Source organism: Chloroflexota bacterium (assembly GCA_014360905.1).
Taxonomy (GTDB): domain Bacteria; phylum Chloroflexota; class Anaerolineae; order UBA2200; family UBA2200; genus JACIWX01.
Genome location: JACIWW010000028.1, coordinates 1 through 22078, shown reverse-complemented (window position 1 = coordinate 22078; position 22078 = coordinate 1). Strand labels below are relative to the sequence as shown.

Genomic DNA, 22078 nt, shown 5'->3' with positions numbered 1-22078 from the left:
GAGGTTTTGAACAACAAGTTGGACATTGCGGTAAATTATGCCACCTTGTTAGGGGCTCATCACAGTAGTCACTCTGGGTATGCTCAGATTTTCCGATACATGGGTAGGCGCGTGTCTGCGCCCACAACCCCCCGGTGGCCGCATGGCCGTCTGCCTGCACTACTCAACACGGCCTGTGCGTTTATCTCAGGATCTCCTTGGTACACTTTCTCTGCACTCCGCCTCGAACTTTCCACCTTCATGGATATGTGGCTGCGGAAAAACGAACTGTACCACTTTCTGAATGGGGACACCGACTGCCGCTATATACCGTTGCTGAATGGGTTCCGAGGGCATAAAGTGATTGCCACATACCATCAACCACCGGACGAGTTGTGCAAAGGAGTAAGTGGCCCTGTTTTACAAAGGCTAACCGCGGCCCTTGCTGTTGCCAGCAATCAAGTTGATTATCTGACTCGTTTTGTTGGGTCGAACCGCGTGTTCGTTATCCCTCACGGCGTTGACACGGATTACTTCCAGCCAGGCGAAGGGTCAAAGATTGATTCCAAGTTGGTTCTATCCGTTGGCACACACCTGCGGGATTTCGATACGCTCGCTCTTGCCGCTGCTACTGTAGAGCGAAAGGAATCAGATATTCATTTCGCTGTCGTGACACATCCGGAACGCGGTCATGTGTTTGTGGGGTTGCCTCATGTCAGAGTCTACTCACACATATCCGACGATGATCTTTTGCGATTGTACCAGCAAGCAGACTTGGCTGTCTTCCCTCTACAGGATTGCACGGCAAACAACGCAGTACTTGAAGCGATGGCCTGTGGCCTGCCCATTGTGGTCACCGATGTGGGTGGTATTCGAGATTATGTAGACGAAACTTGTGCAATGCTAACTCCAAGAAAAGATGCCCAAGCAATTGCTGAGGCCATTATGCAATTGTGTTCTGATTCAGCTCTTAGGCAACAACTCGGCAAACAGTCACGGGAGAAAGCGCTGCAGTTTGACTTTCGAAAAGTGGTTGAACGACTTGCAGAAGTCTACGAGATCATCGTGACGATTTGAATGACGGTGAAGAAACCTCTACAACCCGTTTTGGGTTTTGTGGCCAGAATGGCAGATACACTGCGCCGCCTGTGTTCAGATGGTTAGATTTGAAGCGCGATGACAGGATGCCAGACATCGGTTGTGGGTCAGTCCTGTGGACCCTGGCCATGGCACCACGCGTTCACAGCATAGTGGGGCTGGACCTGCGCTTGCGTTCGGTGCACGAAGCCAAGAAACACTCTGAACAACAGGGCTACGGAAATACCGCCTTTGTCGTCGCCTCTGCGACAGCTTTGCCTTTCTCCAACAACAGCTTCGACAAAGTCTTGTCCATTGACGTGCTGGACAATATCCCTGAGGACCAGCGCGCGGCTTGTGAAATGGTACGGGTGCTCAATCGTGGAGGGAAGTTGGTAGCGACAGCTATGCTCAAGGACAGGCTATGGTATCTGCGGCCTATCTGCTACCCAGAGCACATCCGAAACTACTCCAGACGTGAATTGTCCAGCTTGGTGGAAGCAGCAGGTCTGAAGCTGATAGGGACCTTCGAGTTCTATCGCGCCTTCTCTACCTTAGCGCGTGAATTGGCGGACATGGCACATCGTAGCCGGCTATCCAGGATACCAGGGGTAGGGCTGTTCACCGCCATTTTGCTCAGCGCCTTGGCACGATTGGATTTCCTCTCTCATCAAACCGGTGGGGGCTTCGGCGTGATAGCCACCAAGGAATTGGGTCCGGACGGTCACGGGATCGAGTCCTGATGAGAAAAATCAGCAATTTCCTCATGCTTGCCCTATGCCTGACTGTAGCGTCGCTGTTTCTGCCGGCACAGAGTGTTGCAGCTCAGCGCCTAGAGATCTGCCAAGGCACATACCAGGATGTGGACGGCGACGGAAAACCGGATGCGATCGTCCTGCAGGGCTGTAACTTTACCACGGAGAGGGATACCGTCTATGTATTCGACCACGCTGGCAATCTAGATCCCGCTCGGGATTGGAGAGAAAGCGTGGGTTTTGAGGACGAGATCTGGGTCTTTGACGCAGGCAGCGATGGCAAAGCGAATTTGATCATAGATTTTCAGCGAAACGCCGGCAGGCTAATTGCAGATTTGTACGATGACCAAGATGGAAGTGGGGCAGTCGAATACACTATGACTAACGGCAGGATAATCACCGTGGAAAGCAAATATCCTACAGTACGCCTCATCGCGCCAGACGGGTGGTGGGTCCGCGAGGGCAAAACCAACTACAACTTGGATATCGAGGTAGATGGTCCTGTCCGCACCATATTCAATTCGTATGTGGAGTGGATTCGTCAGGCCTTTCCTAGTCTCGTTTGGATAGCCGATGGGAAAGCGGATTCAATCATTCAGGTGCGTGACCTGGACTATGATGGTCGCCCAGACTATGAAATAAGGCAGGCCTACATACCGGTGCCAGTCGAGCACTATATCCGCACCGAACTTGCAGTGAACGTTAACGACAGCGAAGTGCTACCAGAGCACTTTATCTTCTGGCCTTACCTGGGGAATCTGGCTGATTACATCAAGCACTATGGTGAGGCAGCACCACCGGTGCAAATAAAGTGGCAGACTTCTTGCATCGCTCAAGTAGCAGAGTTTGTAGCCTCCAGAGGTGGCGAATCAAACTGGTTCATTTATTCATTCCCAAGATTTGGTCCAAATGAGAGTAACACCTACGCCAATTTCGAAAACCCGTTCGCTTTCTATGATCTAGCCGCCGATCAAGATGGTTATCCAGAATTGGCGATTCGCAATGAATACGCCGGGGCTTACGATCCTGTTTTTCTCTTCGGTCGTTTCTCCATGCCTATAGAGAGCATCCGTTATTCCTGGGATCAGGACAACGATAACTTTTGGGACTACAAGGTTGGGCTTATCGGGCGTCACGAGATTACACACGTCGTGACCTTCCCAGATTTTACTGTTCAGACTGTGCCCTATGCGGAATATTCTGATTGGGTGGTCAACCGCAGTTGGGATGCCACGCAGTTTGTTTCCGTGGAAGGTAGACAATACTCCTCATCCGAGGGCATTTACGAAGGGTTCTCCAGAGAATGGCGTGATTTATACATAACTGGCCTCGTGGAACAGCCACCCATGGAAGAGGTGCAAGACATTCGCGTTGGGTTGCGAATGGAGTATACCCCGGACCTACACCAACAACCTTGGCTTTACTTCAGCCCAGTTGATCGCAAGTTACATCTGCGCCACGCTTGGGGCGGGGTATGGAACACGGACGATGCGTATCGCATACGGTACAAGGATTTGGACGGCGATGGCTATCTCGACCAGTGGATGTTCACCATCCATCCGCAACCAGAAACGCCTGCCGAAGGAGAATCAGACCAGAAAGTCGCCGAACAAGAGCCCCTGGTAGAAACTCCGCTCAAGTCGCTGCAATGGAGCCATGGGTATCTGCTCTACGGCGATGCGGAGCTAGTCAAACTGGTGCAGAGCCAGGTGCCGCACAGTCTGTTCGAGACCCTGCCGCCGCGCAACCACGAGGAATGGCTCGCCTTGAGCAAGCAATTGGAGCGTCACCATAAGGATTTCGCCCCAGATGATTTCCTGGGCATGATGGCACAGTTTCAAGGCCCAACTACCGAGATCAAAGAGGCCAGGATAGAGGATTTCCGCTTGACCGCTGGTGGGTTCCGCTTTGTGCTCCATCTCCGGCCTGGCTTTCGCGTCCTGGACGATAACCATGGCTTGGGAGTGACGGATTTGCCGGCTGGCTCCTATCTAATCACTTATGACGGCACCTTTCGTGCGCAACCCCTTACACAACCACATATCGCCCTGCCTCCTGAGCAGCTCTCCTGCGACCCTCCTGCACCCCAGCAACTGCAATGGACCACCATCCGTGCCGTGTTGCGTAATAGCGGTCTGCGCGATTGCCAATCCTTGCCTGTGCGGCTGTACGTTGCCCACGAGGGAGACAAACCGCTGTTGCTGGCAGAGGAGCGAGTCGCCGTGCCCGGGGAAAGCGAATACGTGTGGGAGCACCACTGGCCGCCAGCCCAGCCCGGGCGATGGACAGTGTGGGTGGAGGCGAATACGGCAGGAGCAGTGCCAGGCGAAACCGAAATCGGTTCCATGGCGCGCCTGGAGTTGGATGTGGCACCGGCGCCTATGCCGCAGATGTTTGCCGCCAGAGAAGCCTACGACGGCGTGCGCTTCACCTGGCCGGTGGCACTCCTGCTGAGCAGTGCCGGCTTAGCGGCTGTGGCTGTGCTGGGATTGATCCTGAATGGGGGCATGACAGGGGAACAAGAGGAAAGCCATCAACGAATGCCCGACGAATAAACGAATCAAACGCTGGCCGCATTCGTTCCTCTATTCGTTGACGGTTTGCTCTGCGAATAGCTGGAAATTTTCAACAGGATGTAGGATGTCCTCGACAATGTGCCAAGAAGATAATCGAATGCAAACCAGAACTGTTAGAAAGTGTCTCTGGGCCATTGTCCTGCTGGCGCTTGCCGTGCGCATCGTGTATGCGTTTCTGGCGCCCCAGCTTGATCCCTTCCTGAAAGCCAATCCATTGCATGGCGATGCCGCCGCCTACGACGGCATCGCACGGAATCTGCTATTGGGATATGGGTTTGCTTCCACTCCTGGACATCACACCGCCTTTTGGCCGCCATTATATCCCTTTTTCCTGGCAGGATTGTATCGTCTCTTGGGATATCACCCTCTATGGGCACGTCTGGCTCAAGCTGTCCTTGGCACGATAGCCGTTGGAGCTACTGCAGGTGCCGCCCACATTGTCTTTGGACGACGCGTGGCTCTGCTCACTGCGCTGGGCATGGCTCTCTATCCGCATCTGGTCTATTTCGGCGCTTGGCTAATTGCGGAAGCACTTTATATGGCGTTGCTGGGGCTGACTCTGTGGGTTGCCGCATACTTGCAGAGGCGTGCACACAGCGTGGGCTTTGTCGCCCTTGGCGCCTTGCTGGAACTGGGAGCGCTGGCCAAGCCCGCCGCACTGATGCTCGTTCCGCTGGTTGTGCTGTGGGTGTGGATTGCTCCTCCGCGAAGAACATGGCGCAACAGGCTTGGGCAATGCCTCTTGGTGGTCCTCGCTGCTATTGCCGTGATCCTGCCCTGGACAGTGCGCAACTACCGAGTTTTTCACGCCTGGGTGCCCATCTCCACCAATGGGGGGTACACCTTCTATGGCGCCAACAATCCTGACGCCTTCGGCGGACACCGTGAGGGTTTTCCTCCCGCCCTGCCGGGCTTCACCGAGCCTCAGGCAGAGCGGGAGTACTACCGGCTAGGCATAAAATGGATCGTGCACTATCCCGGCGATTTTGTCAGGCTGACATGGCACAAGCTGGCACGGCTTCTCTCGCCCCTCTCAGTAGCCAGCTACGAACACGATTACCCCTTGCCTTTGACGGCCCTGGTGCGTGGCATGTACATGGCTTTTCTTGGCACTGGCTGGAGCTTGGCTGCTGCGGCAACGTTGGCAGGAGGTAGCCATTTTCCATGCTCTCATCATCCGCGTAGTCATGGGGGCAATCCTTTTCTATGGCGATGCCCGTTATACTTTGCCCATGGTTCCTACATTGGTACTCTGTGCCAGCGTTGCTCTTGTCAGGATGTATAACCAATTGAATACGCGCAAAGCAATTGTTCCAAACCGAGCCTTATCGGTTAATGGAGACTGCCATAAATGACCAGCATTGCATCCAATCGGCGTTCTCCTTGGGCGTGGGTACTATTTGTGGCGCTGTACGCCCTCCTAGCTGCTGGCTATTTTGTCTTGCGCTACGCCGGGCACTGGGCCGATCCCGATACCGCCAACCTGACCGTGGCTACGGCTATGGTGATCAAGGAAGGAACCTTGGTGCCGACGAGCGGTGGATATGGGCACGGCTTTCTATATCAGGCTGTCTCGGCATTCATCGCTTCCCTCAGTGGGGCGGACTTGGTACCGCTGCAATTCTGGATTTATCCCATTGTCGCAGCGGGATTGAGTCTGGTGGCTTTTGTCCTGTACCGCGAGCTCACCGGCGATGGGGTAGCTGGGGCATTGGCGACCCTTTTTCTCTTCGCACAGCCCGATTTCCTCTTTGTCATCTTCCGTGGTTCCCACGAGAAGGCGACGTGGCTGGCGGCAATGCTCGCCATTTTCTTGCTGGCGAGGAGCTTTCGTGTGTTAGGCAACCCCGCCTCCTTCGCCATGTATGTCGTGCTGTTCTATGCCACTGCCTTGGCGGTTATTAGCAGCAACGCTTTCTTTGGCTCTTCATTCATCCTCGCCATGATGGTGAGCCTGATCGCCGGTTTGGTGTTGCAGCGCGTCGCACGCAGACGCTCTGCCAATAACGTGCCTCAACCCATTGTAAGCCGCCTGCTGTACGTGGTGGCTGCCGCCATGGTGGTATGGTTCCTGGAGTTGTTTTACCTCTACCGGCCAGCGCTCAACGTTCTCCTCCACATCGAAAGGGCGCTAGACAAGGCGGCAGCAGTAGCCCTGGGCAGCGAACCGAAGTTCGACCCCTATGCTACAGTGGGCTGGGGATGGGTAAGCTTGCCTGCTTACCTCGGACTTATGATGCCCAGTTGGGTCGTTGGGGCTTGCTCCTTCGTCCTCTGGATGGCAACGGGCAGGCAGCTTTGGCGCGGGCAGCGCCCACTGCTGGAAGCGCCGCAGTTCCTCCTGTGGCTGCTCTACGGCGGCTTTGGCGTGCAGTTAGCGTTGGGCATCGGCTTGGACCAGGTTGGAGCCCTTGGCGGCAACCTGCAACAGCGCTTCTTCCCCGTGGTGATGCTGGTCGCTTGCCCTATCGTAGCTAAAGCCATCGTACAACTCTGGCATCGGAAAAGCATAGCGTGGCAGAAGGGATTGCTGGCGCTTGCCCTTTGTGTCCTCATCCTTTGGGCAAGCAGCGCATCCTTATTGAAGGCTACGAACGACCCGTGGTTGAGCAATTACTGGATGTTCTGGACCACGCCTGAGGATCGGGCAATCCAATGGGTAGATAACCACCTCCGCTACCGCAGTGTGTGGCTAGGGGTGGACGGCATTCGTCTCAGCTCCCATGCAGCAGCAGAAGCGTTTGGAGATGAGTCTGGCAATGAACGTGATCAGTGGTCGGTGAATGTGGATACACGCGATATGCTTCTGTCCAGCACGGAAAAGGGAGTAAGCGTGCGTCGCATGGTCCCGCTTCCTGATGTGCGTGTGGAGCACTGCGTCTACGACAATGGCAGCGTGGCTGGGTACCATCTACGGCCGCGCACGCCCTACCAGCGCTAGAGGAAAACATGAGGATTGCCATCCTCGTATACGGCCTTGACCGACCTTTAAGCGGCATCAGCCGCTACACGGTGGAGCTGGCGCGCGCTCTGGCAGCGCTGCCAGAGGGTCCTGAGGTGCGTTTGCTGGCAGCCGGCGGGGTAGGTCCGTTGGCAGAAGCAACCCCTTTCCCATCCATCCCATTGCTCGGCTGCAGCAGGCTGCCGGGCTTGGTGACGCTAGGCAATGTGCTTATTCCCCGGAAAGCACACAACTTGCATGTGGATATCGTGCACGACCCTACCGGCGTGACGCCTTTTCTCTTTGGTGTTGGTGGAGCACGCATGGTCGTCACGATCCACGATGTCTTCGCCTGGAGTTGCCCTGGACACAGTGCACTACCCGACACCTTGATCTATCGCTATTGGCTGCCCAGAGTGCTGCCACGCGTGAATGCCGTGATTACGGTTAGCCAGGTCTCGAAAACGGATATCGTGAACTATTTGAGGATACCAGATGACAAAGTGCATGTGATCTACGAGGGTGTAGATGCCTCCTATCATCCCATACCTTGGGAAGAGACAGGCCAAATGACGTCCCGCTATGGCCTGCCACGAGGCTACATCCTTTTTGTCGGCTCCGTGGAGGAGCGCAAGAACCTGCGCCGGCTGCTGCAGGCCTATGCGCTCTTGTGCGAACGCGGTGAACAGCGTAGGCTCGTCGTAGTCGGCCCACACAAATGGAAGTACACGCGCATCCTGCAGACGGTCGCGGAGCTGGGCATTGGCCAGCGCGTCATCTTTACCGGCTACATCCCTGATGAAGATTTGCCTGCCCTCTACAGCGGTGCGGATTTGTTCGTCTTCCCTTCTCTCTATGAAGGCTTTGGCCTGCCGCCGCTGGAAGCCATGGCTTGCGGCACGCCCGTGGTGTGCTCCAATGCTGGGTCGCTGCCCGAGGTGGTGGGCGATGCCGCCCTGCTGGTGGACCCTTACGATGTGGAGGCATTGGCGGAAGCAATGCACCGTGTGCTGCACGATCCAGCGCTGTGCGAGGAGCTGCGCCAGAAGGGGTTAGCGCGCGCCCAACAGTTCACGTGGGAGAAGGCGGCGCTCGAGACGCTCGCCGTGTACGAGGGGGTGCTGGGGTGAAAGCCCTCATTCTTGCTGGTGGTTTGGGCACGCGGCTGCAATCGGTCGTGTCGGATCGCCCCAAGCCCATGGCCGAGGTGAAGGGGAAGCCATTCCTGGAGTATCAGATTGAGGGGATAAGGAGCCAGGGGTTTACAGAGATTGTCCTCTGCATTGGCTACCGCGCGGAGCAGATTCAGGCTTATTTTGGCGACGGGCAGCGCTGGGGTGTGCACATTGCCTATGCCGTGGAGCGCGAACTGCTGGGGACTGCCGGCGCCATCCGCAATGCTGCACCTCTCCTCGCGGGGACATTCCTGGTATGTAACGGTGATTCGTATTTGGAAGCCGATTTGAGAGCTTTGGTTGCCTTCCACGAGCAACGCTGCTCTAGCGACCCACGCACCTTGGGGAGCATCGCTACCGTCGCAGTGGACAATGCTGCAGCCTATGGCACACTGGACTTGGACGAGGCGGGGCGCATCCTTTCCTTCCGCGAGAAATCCGGAGCCGGTGCGAGCTGGGTCAACGGTGGGGTGTACGTGCTAGAGCCAAACATCCTGACCCTCATCCCTCCCAGCAGGCCAGTCTCCCTGGAGCGAGAAACCTTCCCGCTTGCCCTGGCAAGTAGCTGGCACCTCTATGGCTATCCCGTGCAGGGCTTTTTCGTAGACATTGGCACGCCGGAGGGGTACGAACGATTTCGGCGCTATGTGGAAGAGAAAAGTGAGAACTCCCATGATCATCCGTAGCAAAGCGCCATTGCGCATCAGTTTCGCTGGCGGCGGCACGGACGTCGAACCCTACCTTTCGGAGCGGGGCGGTGCCGTCCTCAGCACGACCATTGACAAATATGCCTATGGCTCCCTGCGCTTTCGCACCGACCGCCAGATTACCGTCACCTCGCTGGACTATGACGTGGTAGCCCGCTATAAGCTCAATGAGCCGCTTATCTATGATGGCAACTTGGACCTGGTGAAGGCGGTCATCCGCCGTTTGAACCGTGAGGATAGCGAACAGGGGCTGGACTTGTTCCTGCACAGCGATGCCCCGCCGGGGTCGGGACTGGGCTCCTCATCCGCCGTGGTCGTGGCGTTGATCGGCCTATTCAAACACTGGCTGCATTTGCCACTGACCAACTATGAAATCGCGGACCTGGCGTATCAAATCGAGCGGCTGGACCTGGGCATCAAGGGCGGCAAGCAAGACCAGTACGCCGCCACTTTCGGGGGGTTCAACTTTATCGAGTTCTACCGCGACGCCACTATCGTCAATCCATTGCGTGTGCCACCTGACGTGCTGAATGAATTGCATTATAATTTGCTCTTGTGCTACACGGGCAAGACGCGCCTCTCGGCACGCATCATTGACACGCAGGTGCAAGGGTACGTGCAGCGACAAGAAGAAGTGGTGCACGCTATGGACGAGCTCAAGCGTATCGCCATTGACTTGAAGAACGCCTTGCTGCAAGGGCGGCTGAACGATTTTGGCGTCCTATTGCACGAGGGCTGGATGAACAAGAAGAAGATGGCGGCGCAGATTAGCGACCCAAACATTGACGAACTGTACGAGACAGCGCGCAAGCACGGCGCCTTGGGCGGCAAGATGTCCGGTGCCGGCGGCGGAGGGTACATGTTCTTCTACTGCCAATTCGACCGCAAGCACATTGTAGCGGCGGAACTGGAGCGTATGGGCGCTCAAGTGGTGAATTTTGGCTTTGACTTCGCAGGTTTGCAGACCTGGGAGATACGCTAAAGGTTTTTGAAACCGCAGAGCCGCAGAGGGCACAGAGAAATGAAAGATAGAATTATCTCCCGTGCGATCCAAGAGAATATGGAGGTTCAGCGCCAAGTGCTGGAGCAATGTGTAGGGACCATTGCCCAAATTGCGGCAGTGCTGGTGCGCGCCTTGCAGGAGGGCCACAAGGTGGTCCTTTTTGGCAATGGCGGCAGCGCTGCCGATGCACAGCATGTGACGGCTGAACTGGTCAACCGCTTCCTGATCAATCGCGCTGCCTTGCCCGCTATTGCGCTGACGACCAATAGCTCCATCCTGACATCGGTGAGCAACGACGTTTCCTTCGACCAGGTCTTTGCGCGGCAGGTAGAAGCACTGGCACAGGAAGGCGATGTCGTGGTCGGCATCAGCACCAGCGGCAACTCGCCCAGCGTGCTCAACGGCATCGTGGCAGCCAAGGAGAAAGGCGCCATCACCGTGGGGTTCACCGGACGCAGCGGCGGGAAACTCAAGGGGCTGGTAGACCACTGCTTTTGCGTGCCGTCCGACCACACCCCGCGCATTCAAGAGACGCACATCACCGTCTGGCACGCCATCTGCGAACTCATCGAGCAGGAGCTGTTCGGCACATGAAATGGGCAGTGTTCCTCGATCGCGACGGTACGATCAATAGGGAAGCCGTATACCTGGATAACCCCGCCAAGCTTCGCCTCTTGCCCAAAGCAGCAGAAGCCATCCGTGCCCTGAATCAAGCAGGCGTGCCAGCTATCCTGGTGACTAACCAGGCAGGTGTGGGGCGTGGCTATTTCCCGGAAAGCGCCGTGCATGCTATCCACCGTGTGTTGGAGCAGCGGCTGGCCAGACAGGGAGCGCATCTAGATGCTATTTACTACTGCCCCCATCGCCCGGATGAAGGCTGCGAGTGCCGCAAGCCCAATCCAGGCATGCTGCTGCAGGCGGCGAAAGAGCACAGCCTGGACTTGACGCGCTCCTTCGTCGTCGGTGACAAGGTTATTGATATGGAAGCAGGGTGGCGGGTGGGCTGCCGCATGGTACTGGTTTTGACCGGCTACGGCGCCGAGGCACAGCAGGCTTTCCAGCATCTGAATTTCCAGCCCGATTATATAGCGGCTGACCTGTGGGAAGCAGTGCAGTGGATCTTGGCACAAGGAGGTAGCCCATGAGCCAGGAACACAAGATGGGGGACTGCTGTCCTGTTGGCGCATCTGGTGCGCTTTTGCATCCCGAGCCAGAGGAGGCTAGATGCCCTAAGCCACACCTGCCCGCTAAGCGGGGGCGTCTTTTGCGTTTCCTGGCGCTGGCCTCCTGTCTCCTGCTGGTATCTTGCACTTTGCTTTTGGTCTTGCGCAGTTTCTGGCTGCCTGCTATTGGGCGCTTTCTTGTCTGTGTGGACCCGCTGCAGCCAGCCGATGCCATTGTCGTGCTTGCTGGTGGTGGCCCACAGCGCGTGGCGCATGGGGCCAAGCTCTTTCAGGCCGGCTATGCCCCTTGGCTCATCGTTACCAACCAGCCGCTTAATACGCCGGGCATCCGCGTTCCCTACGTGGAGTTGATGCGCACGGAGGCAATCTGGCAGGGAGCCCCGCCAGAGCGCATCCTGATGGCACCCGAAATCGTCAAAACCACATATGAAGAAGCCATCGCTGTGCGGCAGTTAGCCACGGAGCGGAGATTCCATTCCTTGATCATCGTCACTGACCCCTTCCACACCCGCCGCGCACGCATGTCCTTCCGTGACGCCTTGCAAGGCGCAGGCATTACCATCTCCATGCAGCCAGCCAATCCAAGCTGGTACCGCGCCGATGCCTGGTGGCAGAGCCAGGATGAGCTGCGTGAGACATGGACGGAATATTTGAAGCTGACGCTATATGTGTTCGGGTACAAGTGAGGATAAAAACTTAACGAACAACGTAAGAAGTAACGAGTGATAAGTGGAAAAAACGCAACGCACAATGCACACCACTCCTCACTTATCATTCGTCACCTCCCACTCTCATGGATAACGAATTCACCCTAATCCTATTTTTCGGGGCAGTTTTGATTCTGCTCATTGCCCTCGGCGTGCAGGGATTGCCCGCGCCATTGCCCATGTTGCGCTTGCTCCTGGGACTGGCCTATGTGCTCTTCGTCCCGGGCTATGCGCTGCAGGCAGCGCTTTTCCCCCGTGCGGACGACCTGGATGGTCCAGAGCGGTTGGCGCTGTCCTTTGGACTGAGCGTGGCGGTGATCCCGCTCATCGCCTTGTTGCTAGACGCGCTTCCCTGGGGCATCCGCCTCTGGCCCATCGTCATGTCCGAGGCGACGCTGATTGCCCTCTGCTCTGGGGTGGCATTGTGGCGTCGCAGCCGGCTGCCCGAAGAGCAACGCTTTCTTCCGACACTGGGCATAGACCCGCGAACATGGTGGGCAGCGCAGAGCCCCATCGTGCGTTTTCTGTACGCCCTGCTCGCCCTCTCGCTGATGGGGTTCGTCGTTGGCGCTACGGCCATCATTGTAACACCCAAGCCCGGCGAACGGCTCACCGAGTTCTATATCCTCGGACCTGAAGGGTTGGCTGAGAACTATCCACGCGAAGCCATCGTAGGTTTCCCGGTTACGGTTACCGTGGGCATTGTCAACCACGAAGGCATGCCTGCCGACTACTGGGTCGGTGTGTACTGCAATGGCTGCCTCGTTGGCCAGAGCGAACCAGTGCACCTGGAATCCGGGCAAAGCGATGAACGGGTACTGGGCTTTGTTCCGAGGCAGATAGGGGATAATGTGCGCATAGACTTTTATCTATATCGGGACAGGGGCTCAGAGCCATACCGTTCCCTGCGGCTGTGGCTGAAGGTCAAAGCGGAGGAAAGCGCACGGTGAGTGTGTTTTCGCGGCTCTTGGGCGCATCAGATCGGAGAGCTGTTATAACGGTGTCCCTCGGTTATTTGATTGCCATCACGGCAGCGGAGTTGCTCACTACCCTGTTCGAACCGCGGGTGGGATTGGTACTGCATGGCGTCCTGTTGGTTGTGCTGCTGCATACCGCGTTCACCTGGGAGTTCGCCATGCGTGACCTCTTATTGAGCCTAGGTTTTGCTCCGCTCATCCGCCTGTTGAGCCTCTCTCTGCCCCTGGTCAACTTTCCGCTGGTGTACTGGTACCTGATTACTAGCGTGCCCCTCTTTGTCACCGTGATCCTAACCATGCGCACGTTGCGCTTCTCCCGGTATGAGGTTGGCGTGAACCTGCGTGCTCTACCGCTGCAGCTTCTAGTGGGCCTAGTTGGCTTGCTCTTTGGATATATGGAGTACCGCATTTTGCACCCCAAGCCGCTGGCCCAATCTTTCACTTGGGAGCAGCTCTGGCTGCCAGCTCTCATCCTGATGTTCAGCACTGGCTTTATCGAGGAGCTCATCTTCCGTGGCGTGATGCAGCGGGCAGCAATAGACGCCCTGGATCGCTTCAGCATCCTATATGTGTCAGCTCTCTTCGCTGTGCTCCACGTGGGGTATAAATCGGTACTGGATGTGGCCTTTGTCTTTGGCGTAGCGCTATTCTTTGGCTACATAGTGAAAAAGACGGGTAGCATCCTGGGCGTCAGTTTGGCTCACGGCTTGACCAATATCGTGCTATTTCTGGTAGCGCCATTTTTATGGTAGCGCCAGCAGAAGTTCATACCCTCCCCTTTCCACTAGAAACAAAAAGCCATGCGCTCACAAGAGCGCACGGCTTTGAATCCCGATCAGGTTTAGGCTACAGTTAACGCAGAACCTGAGCGATTCTCACCACCGCGATCATGCCAAAAGCCATCAGAAGGGGCACGACGGCAACGTCGAGCGCGCGCCCTAACGCCTTCAAGCGAGGCGTCTCGGCAGATAGCGTCAGCTCCTTCTGCATCAGGAGCACGAATAACGTCAACACGCTTGCCAATGCCAGTGAAGCAGCAAAAGTTACGGTGGTAACCGTCGTGGTAACAGTTGAAACAGTAGTGGTCGTAACTGTGGATACCATGTAAACATCTCCTTATCTATGATATATTTATATCATAGAATAAGATTTAAGTCAAATGGGCTTGGCAGCGCGAACGGCATAACCAATTGTATCTAAATCAGAATACTCGATAAAGATGAAAACTAGATGAAAATTCACTTTTTCCCGATTACAGTTTTACAAGGTAGTCGGATATGAGCCCAGGGAATACCCATCCTCCGCCTGACGGTCAGGGCAACCGACTCAGCCTGAGCGCCGGAACAGCCCTCTCTTTATGGCTACAGCGCAGTGTCAATTGGATTTCCTACCACGAGTTGTGGTTTCTGGGAGTTACTGCTCCTTTCCTCCTTTTCCCCAGCCGTTGGACCTGGGGAGCATTGCTCGTGATAGCCCTTACCTGGCTGTGCCGCTACTTGGTCACGGGCAGGCTCACCGTAGCCACTGGCGTGGATATGCCTATCCTGCTCTTGCTCCTCATGGCTGGCATTGGCCTCTGGGTTTCGACAGACCCGGCCTCAAGCCAGGCTGCGCTGTGGCGCATCGTGCTGGGCGTGGCTATCTTCTATGGGCTAGCGAATGGGTTACGGAGCGAGATTCGTTTGCTGCGGCTGCCAGTGGCCTTGATCCTATGCAGCTTGCTACTGACACTGCTCACTTTGGTAGGGACTGGTTGGGACGCGGTCAGACTGTTCCACTTGCCACAGGTGTACGAGCACCTTCCCCGTTTGATCCGTGACCTTCAGGATCAGAATCCATTTCATCCACGTGTGATGGGCATGGCGCTGGCGACCATGTTCCCCTTGCCTGCTGCGCTGCTCCTCTTTTTCCCCAGCAAACGCTACCGGCTCTGGTCGGGCATCAGTGTTTTCGTGATAGGCATGACCATTTTGCTCACGCAATCGCTCCAAGCGGCTGTCGGGGTTGCTGCCGCTTTGCTGTTCCTGGGCGCCTGCTGGAACCGTTGGTTGCTCATGACCGTTCCTCTTATCCTGGGGATGCTCTTCATAGGCTTGTGGCGCTATGGGCTACCGCAGGTTGCCAACGTGCTCCTCTCCCCAGCCAACCCCCTGGGCATCGCGATAACGCTGCGGTTGGACATATGGAGCCGCGCCCTAGCCATGATTCACGACATGCCCTATACAGGCGTAGGACTGGACATGTTCCCGTTGATGCAGAGCAATTTCTACCCAGGCGTCATGATCGGGCCTGAACCTCATGCCCATCAATTGTTCCTGCAAATTGCCGTCGATCTGGGACTGCCGGGGTTGCTTGCTTTCTTGTGGCTTCTGATCGCTCTGGTCTTTGCCGCCGCTAGGACATGCTGGAGAGGACAGGAGGCACAGCAACATGCCATCCTGTTAGGTGCCATGGGTAGTATAGTGAGCTATGTTGCTTCTGGATTTCTGGACACCATCTGGGCAGCCAAGCCATCGGTGCTCATCTGGTTCGTGCTCGGTCTGGTTGCTGCACTGTGCGTATCCAGTGAACTGCGTCCAAGGACTACAATTCAATCCACTTTGGTTGCATATGCTCGCCGCTGTCTTCCTGCACTGCTGATTTTGCTAGTCATGTACCCTGGCTTTTTGATTGCTCCGGACGCCCCGCGTGTAAATTGGTCTATCATCCAGGCCAACAGGCTGTTGTTGTTTGCTCAGGCTGGCAGGAACAATGAGCCAAGTCTGGCAACAGTTGCCACTGACCTGCGCGAAGCAGTGCGGATGCAAGCGGATAACGCCCGCCTATATAGCCTCTTGGGACGTGTCTATAGCTGGTTAGGTAAATACCAGGATGCCATGGACGCCTTCCTCAGAGTAGTAGAGCTGGATGGCCGGGATGCCGTTGCTCGCTATGCTCCTTTCGAGGACCTGCGCCGGCTTCTCGTGGGGGAGAAAGAGCACGATCCATGGGTGGATGCCATTTGGGTTTATTCCCATTGGGTAGCTCGCTTCCCCCAGCGAGCAGAGCCTGTCGTGTTGGTTGCTTTGGTGCGGGAACAGCATCAGGATGATCCCAAAGGTGCCGCGGCAGTTGTGAAATCTGGGATAGAGAAGGGAGCTCAACCAAAGGGCTTGCTCCTCTACTACCTTGACCGACTCAACGCACAGATGCGCGTTGAGCCTTGAACCTGTGTCATGGTGGTCAGCCGGAGAGAGGACAGTCTTGTCTGCATTCGATGAGCTGCAAGGGGTGAGCATTTGTCCTGAATGGGCGTTGCTGCTCTGCTGTGCGCACGTGAATGAAGGCTTCGAAAGAGCTGAGCGCATCAAAATTCTGCTGCAAAAGAAACTGGACTGGGAGTACTTGATCCGGACGGCGCTGCGGCACAGTATGATGCCACTGCTATACCAAAGCCTCGCCACTACCTGTCCGGAAGCAATCCCCGCCGCTCCTTTAGCTCAACTCCAAGAGCATTTCCGCAACAATGCCCGACGCAATTTTTTCCTCACGGGGGAATTGTTTCAGATATTGCATTGGCTCGATGAGCATAGTATCCCTGCCGTGCCATACAAAGGCCCAGTGTTGGCAGCTTCCGTTTACGGGGATTTTGCCTTACGACAGTTTGATGACCTAGACTTCTTGGTGCACGAGTGGGATGTTATGAAGGCCAGAGAACTCCTCACAGCACAGGGATACCGCCCTGAGTTCCAACTCAACCGTGCTCAAGAGGTGGCCTACCTCCGTTCACAATCTGCCCACAAACTCATACGCCACGAAGCAATGTGCATCGTGGAACTGCATTGGCGGATTGCCGAGGATTATTTCTCCTTTCCGCTTGCTCCAGAAAGGCTGTGGGAACGCCTCGAATCAGTGCCCTTGGCAGGCAGAGAGGTGCAGACTTTCTCTGCTGAGGACCTCCTTCTGATCCTATGTGTTCATGGCACTAAACATTGTTGGGCGCGGTTGGGGTGGGTCTGTGACCTCGCTAGGTTGATCGGCGCTCGTCACGAACTAGATTGGGACTGTGTGGTCAAACAAGCTGTCGCACTGGGGGCTAAACGCATGCTCTTTCTCGGGCTTTTCCTTGCCCATGAGCTGCTGGGCGTGGCATTGCCAAAGGCGCTTCTGAAGGGAATACAGAGCGACGGAGCAACCATTTTGCTTGCCAGGCAGGTAAAAGAGCAGATTTTGCGCGACACCAAGGAGGAACCGAGGGTTATGGAATCGTGCCTTTTTCACCTCAAAGCAAAGGAACGGTGGCAGGACAGAGTCCGTTATTGTATTCGTCTGGCAGTAACAACCACACCTGGGGATTGGGCTCTCGTGCGATTGCCTTCCTCCCTTTTCCCCCTTTACTATTTGCTCCGGCCATTTCGGCTTGTAGGAGCGTATGCATCGCTCCTATGGAAGCGCTAGCTTCGCTCCCTAGAATCTAGATACCTCTGCTCGTTCAATCCAGGAAGATAGGCTGCCCCACTTTGGGCAAGACAACCTGGATTTTCGTTCCTGCCAATGCCTCTTGCCACCACTCCGGATGTTCGGTATGAATGGGGATCAATGTGTGCGGGCGAACCTGCCTGACAAAGTCGCGCAACTGGGGGCCGGTGGCGTGGCCAGAGGCATGGAGGGATAGATGCTGTGGGTCATCGGGGTCTCCTTCCATGCGCAACTCGAAATGCCGGATCCAATTCCTCAGCCGTTCTAGGTCTATCGCCTGTTCCTCATCGTAGGCCCGGCTGTTGGAGTAGATGTACACTCCTCCCTCAATACCCTGCAAATCCAGCAGATCATTGGCATCCCACAGGCTGAAACAGAGGATGTATTCGCCTGGATGAGCTGACACCTCTGATGGCCCTACCGTACGGTTTGCCCATTTACGCCGTAGCTCTGTTTCCCAGGCACGAGGTGCTGATTTGGGATCAGCATAGAGAAGCACTTCCGGCAATGTCAGAGGGTCGGGGAAAGCGGTAGAGTCAGCCAAGGTGATGGCTTGCAGCAGGTAAGCATCCTTGGGCTGGATGGCCAGCCGACGGTTGGTCTCCCTGGCTACTTTGTGGAATGTGTCCAGACGCTCTACATTGCGCGGAGCAAAGTCAGCCACCACCAATCGCCCTTCAGCCTGGCGTACCAAATCCAAAGCATTTTCCGCAACCTGCTGCTCTGTAACCAAAGGCTGATCCGACAAGTGGGTACCCTCGCAGAGGAGGGCTGTCAGCCCCAGTTGGGCAAGCTCCTGGGTAAGCCGCTCCATCAACCAGGCATTTTGCCCATGGAAGCGGATGTCACCTGTGTAGCCGACCCAACCCACTGAAGTACGGACGGCAAACGCAGCCGCTCCTGGCACGGAGTGATCCACTGGCCACCACCGTACCTCTAATCCGCTTACCTCACCCGTAAAAGCACTCGTAGGCTGCTCCAAGAGTCGCTTTGAGACACTCGGGGTGGATTCCCACCAAGCCCTGCCCTCCGCACAGAGCTGGCCGTCCAGGAAGCTATAGCAGCGAGCGAGGTAATGCGCGTTGCGCACCGTCCTCAATACTTGCTCCTGCTCATCCCAGCCACGGGGACACACAAAGGTCAGCTCTTGCTCAAAGCCACTTTGCCCAGTGACCTGCATAGCCCGCGCAACAAAGGCTGTAACGCAGGTAGTGTAGACAGGGATAACGGGGTCCAGACAGAAGAGATCGCCATTGTGATCTAGATGGGCGTGAGAGACAAGGACGGCATCTACAGCGAGGGCATCCTCCCGCTGCAGGTTGCGGTAGAGAGGTTCACGGCGGAAACGTTCCCACATGCCTGGGGGCGCAAGTTCGGTCCTATAGGCGCCTTCCAGAGGGGGGATCAACTCCAATGCCAGTAAGTCCAGCAAACCACGTGCTGCCCGAGGGCGCAAATACTCATTGAAAAATTCTTGCCGTCGGCCAAAAGCTGTGCCAAAATCCAAAAGCAGCCGCACATCGCCATCTTCCAGCAAGATTTTGTTGCCACCGATTTGCCCTACACCTCCGTAGCAGGTAATGGACGGTCTCATCGTCTTACCCCCTCCGAACAGCAATCACAGCAAAGGCATGCTCTCCTTGAATGGGCCAGCAAATGGGATGCATTCCCTCAATCTGGAAAATCTGCGAGGCGTTCTAGCGCACCAGGCACATCATCGCCCAGATGGAAACGGATCACCCGACGCCCAGCGTCCAACAGGGCCTGTTGATCACCTCGTGCCTGGGCTTCCTTCAGCACTCCGAAAGTGATAGACGACTTGAGCTGCCCCGCTTCACCGGGTATAGGCGCATCCCGTGCATCATTGGCAATCAGTTGGATGAAGAAGCCATTCCTGGCATCGCCTTTGTGCAGTTGGCCAGTGGAATGCAGAAAGCGCGGGCCATAACCGACTGTGACGGCTAGCTTCAAGCGGTCCCGCAGCCTAGTGCGCAATGCTTGCAGTGCTGCCTCGGTCTCAGCCGTTGGCGGAACATAGGCTTGTAGCGCCACATAGTTGCCTGGTTGGGCCGGAGTCAGGAATGCGAGCAGCGTGGCTGCGCTAAGCGGAGCGGATTCAGCGGGTGGCAGGGTGCCTGTCTCCATATACGCTCTGACCATCTCTCGTGCCCGCTGCTTGGCGCTCTCTACATTGGGTTGATCGAAGGGGTTAATGCCTAGATGATAGCCAGCCACAGCGATGCCCATCTCCCATAGGAACATCTGTCGGCCCAGATCATAGCGGTCGCGCAAACGCAGCCGCACTACAGGATGTCCAGCAGCCTCCAATGCCGCCAGGGTTGCGTCATGCCTCTCATAACCCGCTAGTTGTAGCGCAACGAACAGCCGATCGTTCCCGTATACCTCGGGTGGCCCGAGTAGTTCCCCCACCACTGGCAGAATGCCCTGACCCTCTTTACCCGTGCTTTCCGCAATCAACTGTTCCAACCAGTTGCCCAAACTAGCAATAGGCGGAGGGATGACCAAGGTCAGCTTGTCTCGCCCCACCCTGGCCAGAGTGCCCAGGATAGCCCCCAACCAGGCGCCCGGATTCTGCTCTTCTATAATAGAAGGTGCGCAGTGGGCGCTCGCCTCCGATGCCCGCTCTAACAAGAGTCGCATGTCCACCCCAATAAGTGCAGCAGGCACCAACCCGAAATGGGAGAAGGCGGAAAAGCGCCCACCAATGTTTGGGTCGCTAAAGAAGGTAGCGCGGAATTTGTAATGCTCAGCTAGACTGGCCAATGTCGTGCCAGGATCAGTGATGGCAACAAAGTGGGTCCCAGCTCGCTCGAAATCCTCTTGTTTGGCTACTTGATTGTAGAAGAAGCGGAACAAGGAGAGCGTCTCCACTGTGGTGCCAGATTTGGTGCTGACAATGAAGAGTGTACGGCCCAGGTCAAGATGTTCTACATAATCCAAAATAACTTCCGGCACCGTGCTATCCAACACGGATAGATCCAGGCAACCTTCTTTCACCCCAAAAGTCAGACGAAAGACCTCAGGAGCCAAGCTTGATCCGCCCATGCCCAACAGTATGGCATGAGTGTAGCCATCAGCCCGTACCTGGTCGGCCCATTTCTCTAATTGAGGGACTTGGGCGAGCATGGCTTTGGCGCTGTGCAGCCAACCCAAGCGGTTCGTGATCTCTGTTGGCTCTGGCTTCCAGACGGTGTGATCATGAGCCCAGATACGGGACATGACCCTTTGTCGCGCCATCTGTGCCAGGGCTGTCTCTACTGCTCCCTGATACGGTCCAAGATTGGCCGTGCCATATTCCTCGTTCAGGCTGATCACTCGACCCCCTTTGTTACCTATGCTTCCAGGCCACAGCAAACTGCGCCCATGAGCGCAACTTTGGGGTTCAGGATGACATGCACGGGAATACGCGCCATTAGTTCGGAATGTCGCCCCTTGGCGCAGAAAGCCCGCATGAAGCGCCCGCCCTCAAGAGCCGAGAGGATGCGCGGTGGAATGCCGCCACCGAGATAGACACCCGCCGTAGCCAAGGTCTTGAGCGCCAGGTTACCTGCTTCTGCGCCGAGGATGGAGACAAAGATGTTGAGGGTAGCGATGCAGAGATCTGCCCCTTTTTCGTCAGATAAGGCGGTAGTGACAATGACTGGAGTGGGATCCTCGGTAGCAGCCAGTTTCTCCGCCAGCCAAGGGGGTTCTGGCGCATAACCGCTATCATGTAGATAGGCATAGATATTCGGGAGACCAAGCCCGGAGCAAACTCGCTCGTAGCTAACGTGCCCAAAACGCTGCAACAGATACCGCAATAGTTCAAGCTGACGCTCATCCGTTGGTGCGAAGTCTGCATGGCCACCCTCAGTAGGGTGAGGGCGATAGCGAGTGCCGTCCCAGGTAAGAAAAGCCTCTCCCAATCCTGTGCCTGGGGCGATTACGGCGATAGCCCCGCCCGAAACCGGTTGACCAGCGTTTAATGTACGTAGATCCTTCGGCTCCAGCAAGGGTATTGCCCAGGCAATAGCTTCAAGGTCGTTCAATAACTGCACGGATGGCAAGTTGAGTGCCGTCTGAAGCTCCTTCGCATCAATAACCCAGGACAAGTTGGTGATTTCAGAACGACCGCCAACCACTGGCCCTGCCACTCCAAAGCAAGCACGCCTCACAGACACATCCACTTGAGATAGGAACTCCCGAACGATTGCCTCTAAATTGGGGTAGCGAGCACTAGGGAAAGTTGCCTCAAACAGCGGTACGCGCGGTCCGTTTTCAGGGGAAAAGAGTGCCAAATTGGCTTTGGTTGCGCCGATGTCGCCAGCGAGTAGCATAGGATCCTCCTCTGGTTTTTGGTCCTAGCAATATTATAACGCGTTTTGACCAAGATTAGTAGGAGCTGTCCTCTGCCCGGGTGCATTTCAGTTTAGGGGCGAGTTGTAAACGGCTGTCCACACTTCATGGAAACGTTTGCTGAGGATAGCAGCTCGAATTGGGGCCAGGCGTTCTAGCCCAGCTCGACTCCAGCGCATCCCA

Annotated in this window: 19 protein-coding genes; 15 read left to right on the top strand and 4 right to left on the bottom strand. The window is 56.1% G+C overall.

Features of this window, described 5'->3' with window-relative positions; translation table 11 throughout:
• The first annotated feature begins 6 nt into the window (after positions 1-6).
• The 13 genes from H5T67_10930 to H5T67_10870 all read left to right on the top strand — a co-directional run bounded on the left by H5T67_10930 (position 7) and on the right by H5T67_10870 (position 13833).
• On the top strand, positions 7-1056 hold the full coding sequence (locus H5T67_10930) for a glycosyltransferase family 4 protein (protein ID MBC7245824.1): 1050 nt from the start codon (positions 7-9) through the stop codon (positions 1054-1056).
• Complete coding sequence (locus tag H5T67_10925) at positions 1053-1799, top strand: class I SAM-dependent methyltransferase (GenBank protein MBC7245823.1); 747 nt, start codon at positions 1053-1055, stop codon at positions 1797-1799. The genes H5T67_10930 and H5T67_10925 overlap by 4 nt, the downstream gene beginning before the upstream one ends.
• A complete protein-coding gene (locus tag H5T67_10920) occupies positions 1799-4366 on the top strand; it encodes a hypothetical protein (GenBank protein MBC7245822.1) in 2568 nt (855 codons plus the stop codon). The genes H5T67_10925 and H5T67_10920 overlap by 1 nt, the downstream gene beginning before the upstream one ends.
• A 118-nt stretch (positions 4367-4484) precedes the next feature.
• Positions 4485-5672: a glycosyltransferase family 39 protein gene (locus tag H5T67_10915; GenBank protein MBC7245821.1), complete on the top strand. Its 1188-nt coding sequence runs from the start codon at positions 4485-4487 to the stop codon at positions 5670-5672.
• Positions 5673-5738: 66 nt separating this feature from the next.
• Positions 5739-7328 (top strand): hypothetical protein, encoded by a 1590-nt coding sequence (locus H5T67_10910; GenBank protein ID MBC7245820.1) that lies wholly within the window; start codon positions 5739-5741, stop codon positions 7326-7328.
• A gap of 8 nt (positions 7329-7336) precedes the next feature.
• On the top strand, positions 7337-8458 hold the full coding sequence (locus H5T67_10905; GenBank protein MBC7245819.1) for a glycosyltransferase family 4 protein: 1122 nt from the start codon (positions 7337-7339) through the stop codon (positions 8456-8458).
• Positions 8455-9189 carry an NTP transferase domain-containing protein gene (locus tag H5T67_10900; protein ID MBC7245818.1) on the top strand — a complete coding sequence of 245 codons (735 nt, stop codon included), beginning with the start codon at positions 8455-8457 and terminating at the stop codon, positions 9187-9189. Before H5T67_10905 ends, H5T67_10900 begins: the two co-directional genes overlap by 4 nt.
• A complete protein-coding gene (locus tag H5T67_10895; GenBank protein MBC7245817.1) occupies positions 9176-10192 on the top strand; it encodes a GHMP kinase in 1017 nt (338 codons plus the stop codon). Before H5T67_10900 ends, H5T67_10895 begins: the two co-directional genes overlap by 14 nt.
• Positions 10193-10231: 39 nt before the next feature.
• Positions 10232-10807, top strand: a complete 576-nt coding sequence (locus H5T67_10890) for a D-sedoheptulose 7-phosphate isomerase (GenBank protein ID MBC7245816.1) — start codon at positions 10232-10234, stop codon at positions 10805-10807.
• Positions 10804-11358 carry a D-glycero-beta-D-manno-heptose 1,7-bisphosphate 7-phosphatase gene (gene gmhB / locus H5T67_10885; protein MBC7245815.1) on the top strand — a complete coding sequence of 185 codons (555 nt, stop codon included), beginning with the start codon at positions 10804-10806 and terminating at the stop codon, positions 11356-11358. The genes H5T67_10890 and gmhB overlap by 4 nt, the downstream gene beginning before the upstream one ends.
• Positions 11355-12083: a YdcF family protein gene (locus tag H5T67_10880; GenBank protein MBC7245814.1), complete on the top strand. Its 729-nt coding sequence runs from the start codon at positions 11355-11357 to the stop codon at positions 12081-12083. The genes gmhB and H5T67_10880 overlap by 4 nt, the downstream gene beginning before the upstream one ends.
• A 149-nt stretch (positions 12084-12232) precedes the next feature.
• Positions 12233-13054 (top strand): DUF1616 domain-containing protein, encoded by an 822-nt coding sequence (locus tag H5T67_10875; GenBank protein ID MBC7245813.1) that lies wholly within the window; start codon positions 12233-12235, stop codon positions 13052-13054.
• A gap of 50 nt (positions 13055-13104) precedes the next feature.
• Entirely contained in the window at positions 13105-13833 is a 729-nt protein-coding gene (locus H5T67_10870; protein MBC7245812.1) for a CPBP family intramembrane metalloprotease, read from the top strand.
• A gap of 100 nt (positions 13834-13933) precedes the next feature.
• On the opposite strand, the gene H5T67_10865 is transcribed toward H5T67_10870, so the two are convergent.
• Positions 13934-14185 (bottom strand): hypothetical protein, encoded by a 252-nt coding sequence (locus tag H5T67_10865; GenBank protein ID MBC7245811.1) that lies wholly within the window; start codon positions 14183-14185, stop codon positions 13934-13936.
• A 173-nt stretch (positions 14186-14358) separates the two neighbouring features.
• Between H5T67_10865 and H5T67_10860 the strand changes: the two genes are divergently transcribed.
• Together H5T67_10860 and H5T67_10855 are read left to right on the top strand one after the other, a co-directional pair.
• Positions 14359-16287, top strand: a complete 1929-nt coding sequence (locus H5T67_10860) for an O-antigen ligase family protein (GenBank protein ID MBC7245810.1) — start codon at positions 14359-14361, stop codon at positions 16285-16287.
• A gap of 37 nt (positions 16288-16324) precedes the next feature.
• Positions 16325-17518, top strand: coding sequence for a nucleotidyltransferase family protein (locus H5T67_10855; protein MBC7245809.1), 1194 nt, complete (start codon positions 16325-16327; stop codon positions 17516-17518).
• A gap of 34 nt (positions 17519-17552) precedes the next feature.
• Here the strand turns inward: H5T67_10855 and H5T67_10850 are convergent, their stop codons facing one another.
• The 3 genes from H5T67_10850 to glk form a co-directional block, all read right to left on the bottom strand.
• Positions 17553-19133, bottom strand: coding sequence for an MBL fold metallo-hydrolase (locus H5T67_10850; GenBank protein ID MBC7245808.1), 1581 nt, complete (start codon positions 19131-19133; stop codon positions 17553-17555).
• A gap of 77 nt (positions 19134-19210) precedes the next feature.
• Complete coding sequence (locus H5T67_10845) at positions 19211-20797, bottom strand: glucose-6-phosphate isomerase (GenBank protein MBC7245807.1); 1587 nt, start codon at positions 20795-20797, stop codon at positions 19211-19213.
• Positions 20798-20892: 95 nt separating this feature from the next.
• A complete protein-coding gene (gene glk / locus H5T67_10840) occupies positions 20893-21876 on the bottom strand; it encodes a glucokinase (protein ID MBC7245806.1) in 984 nt (327 codons plus the stop codon).
• Positions 21877-22078: the final 202 nt, after the last annotated feature.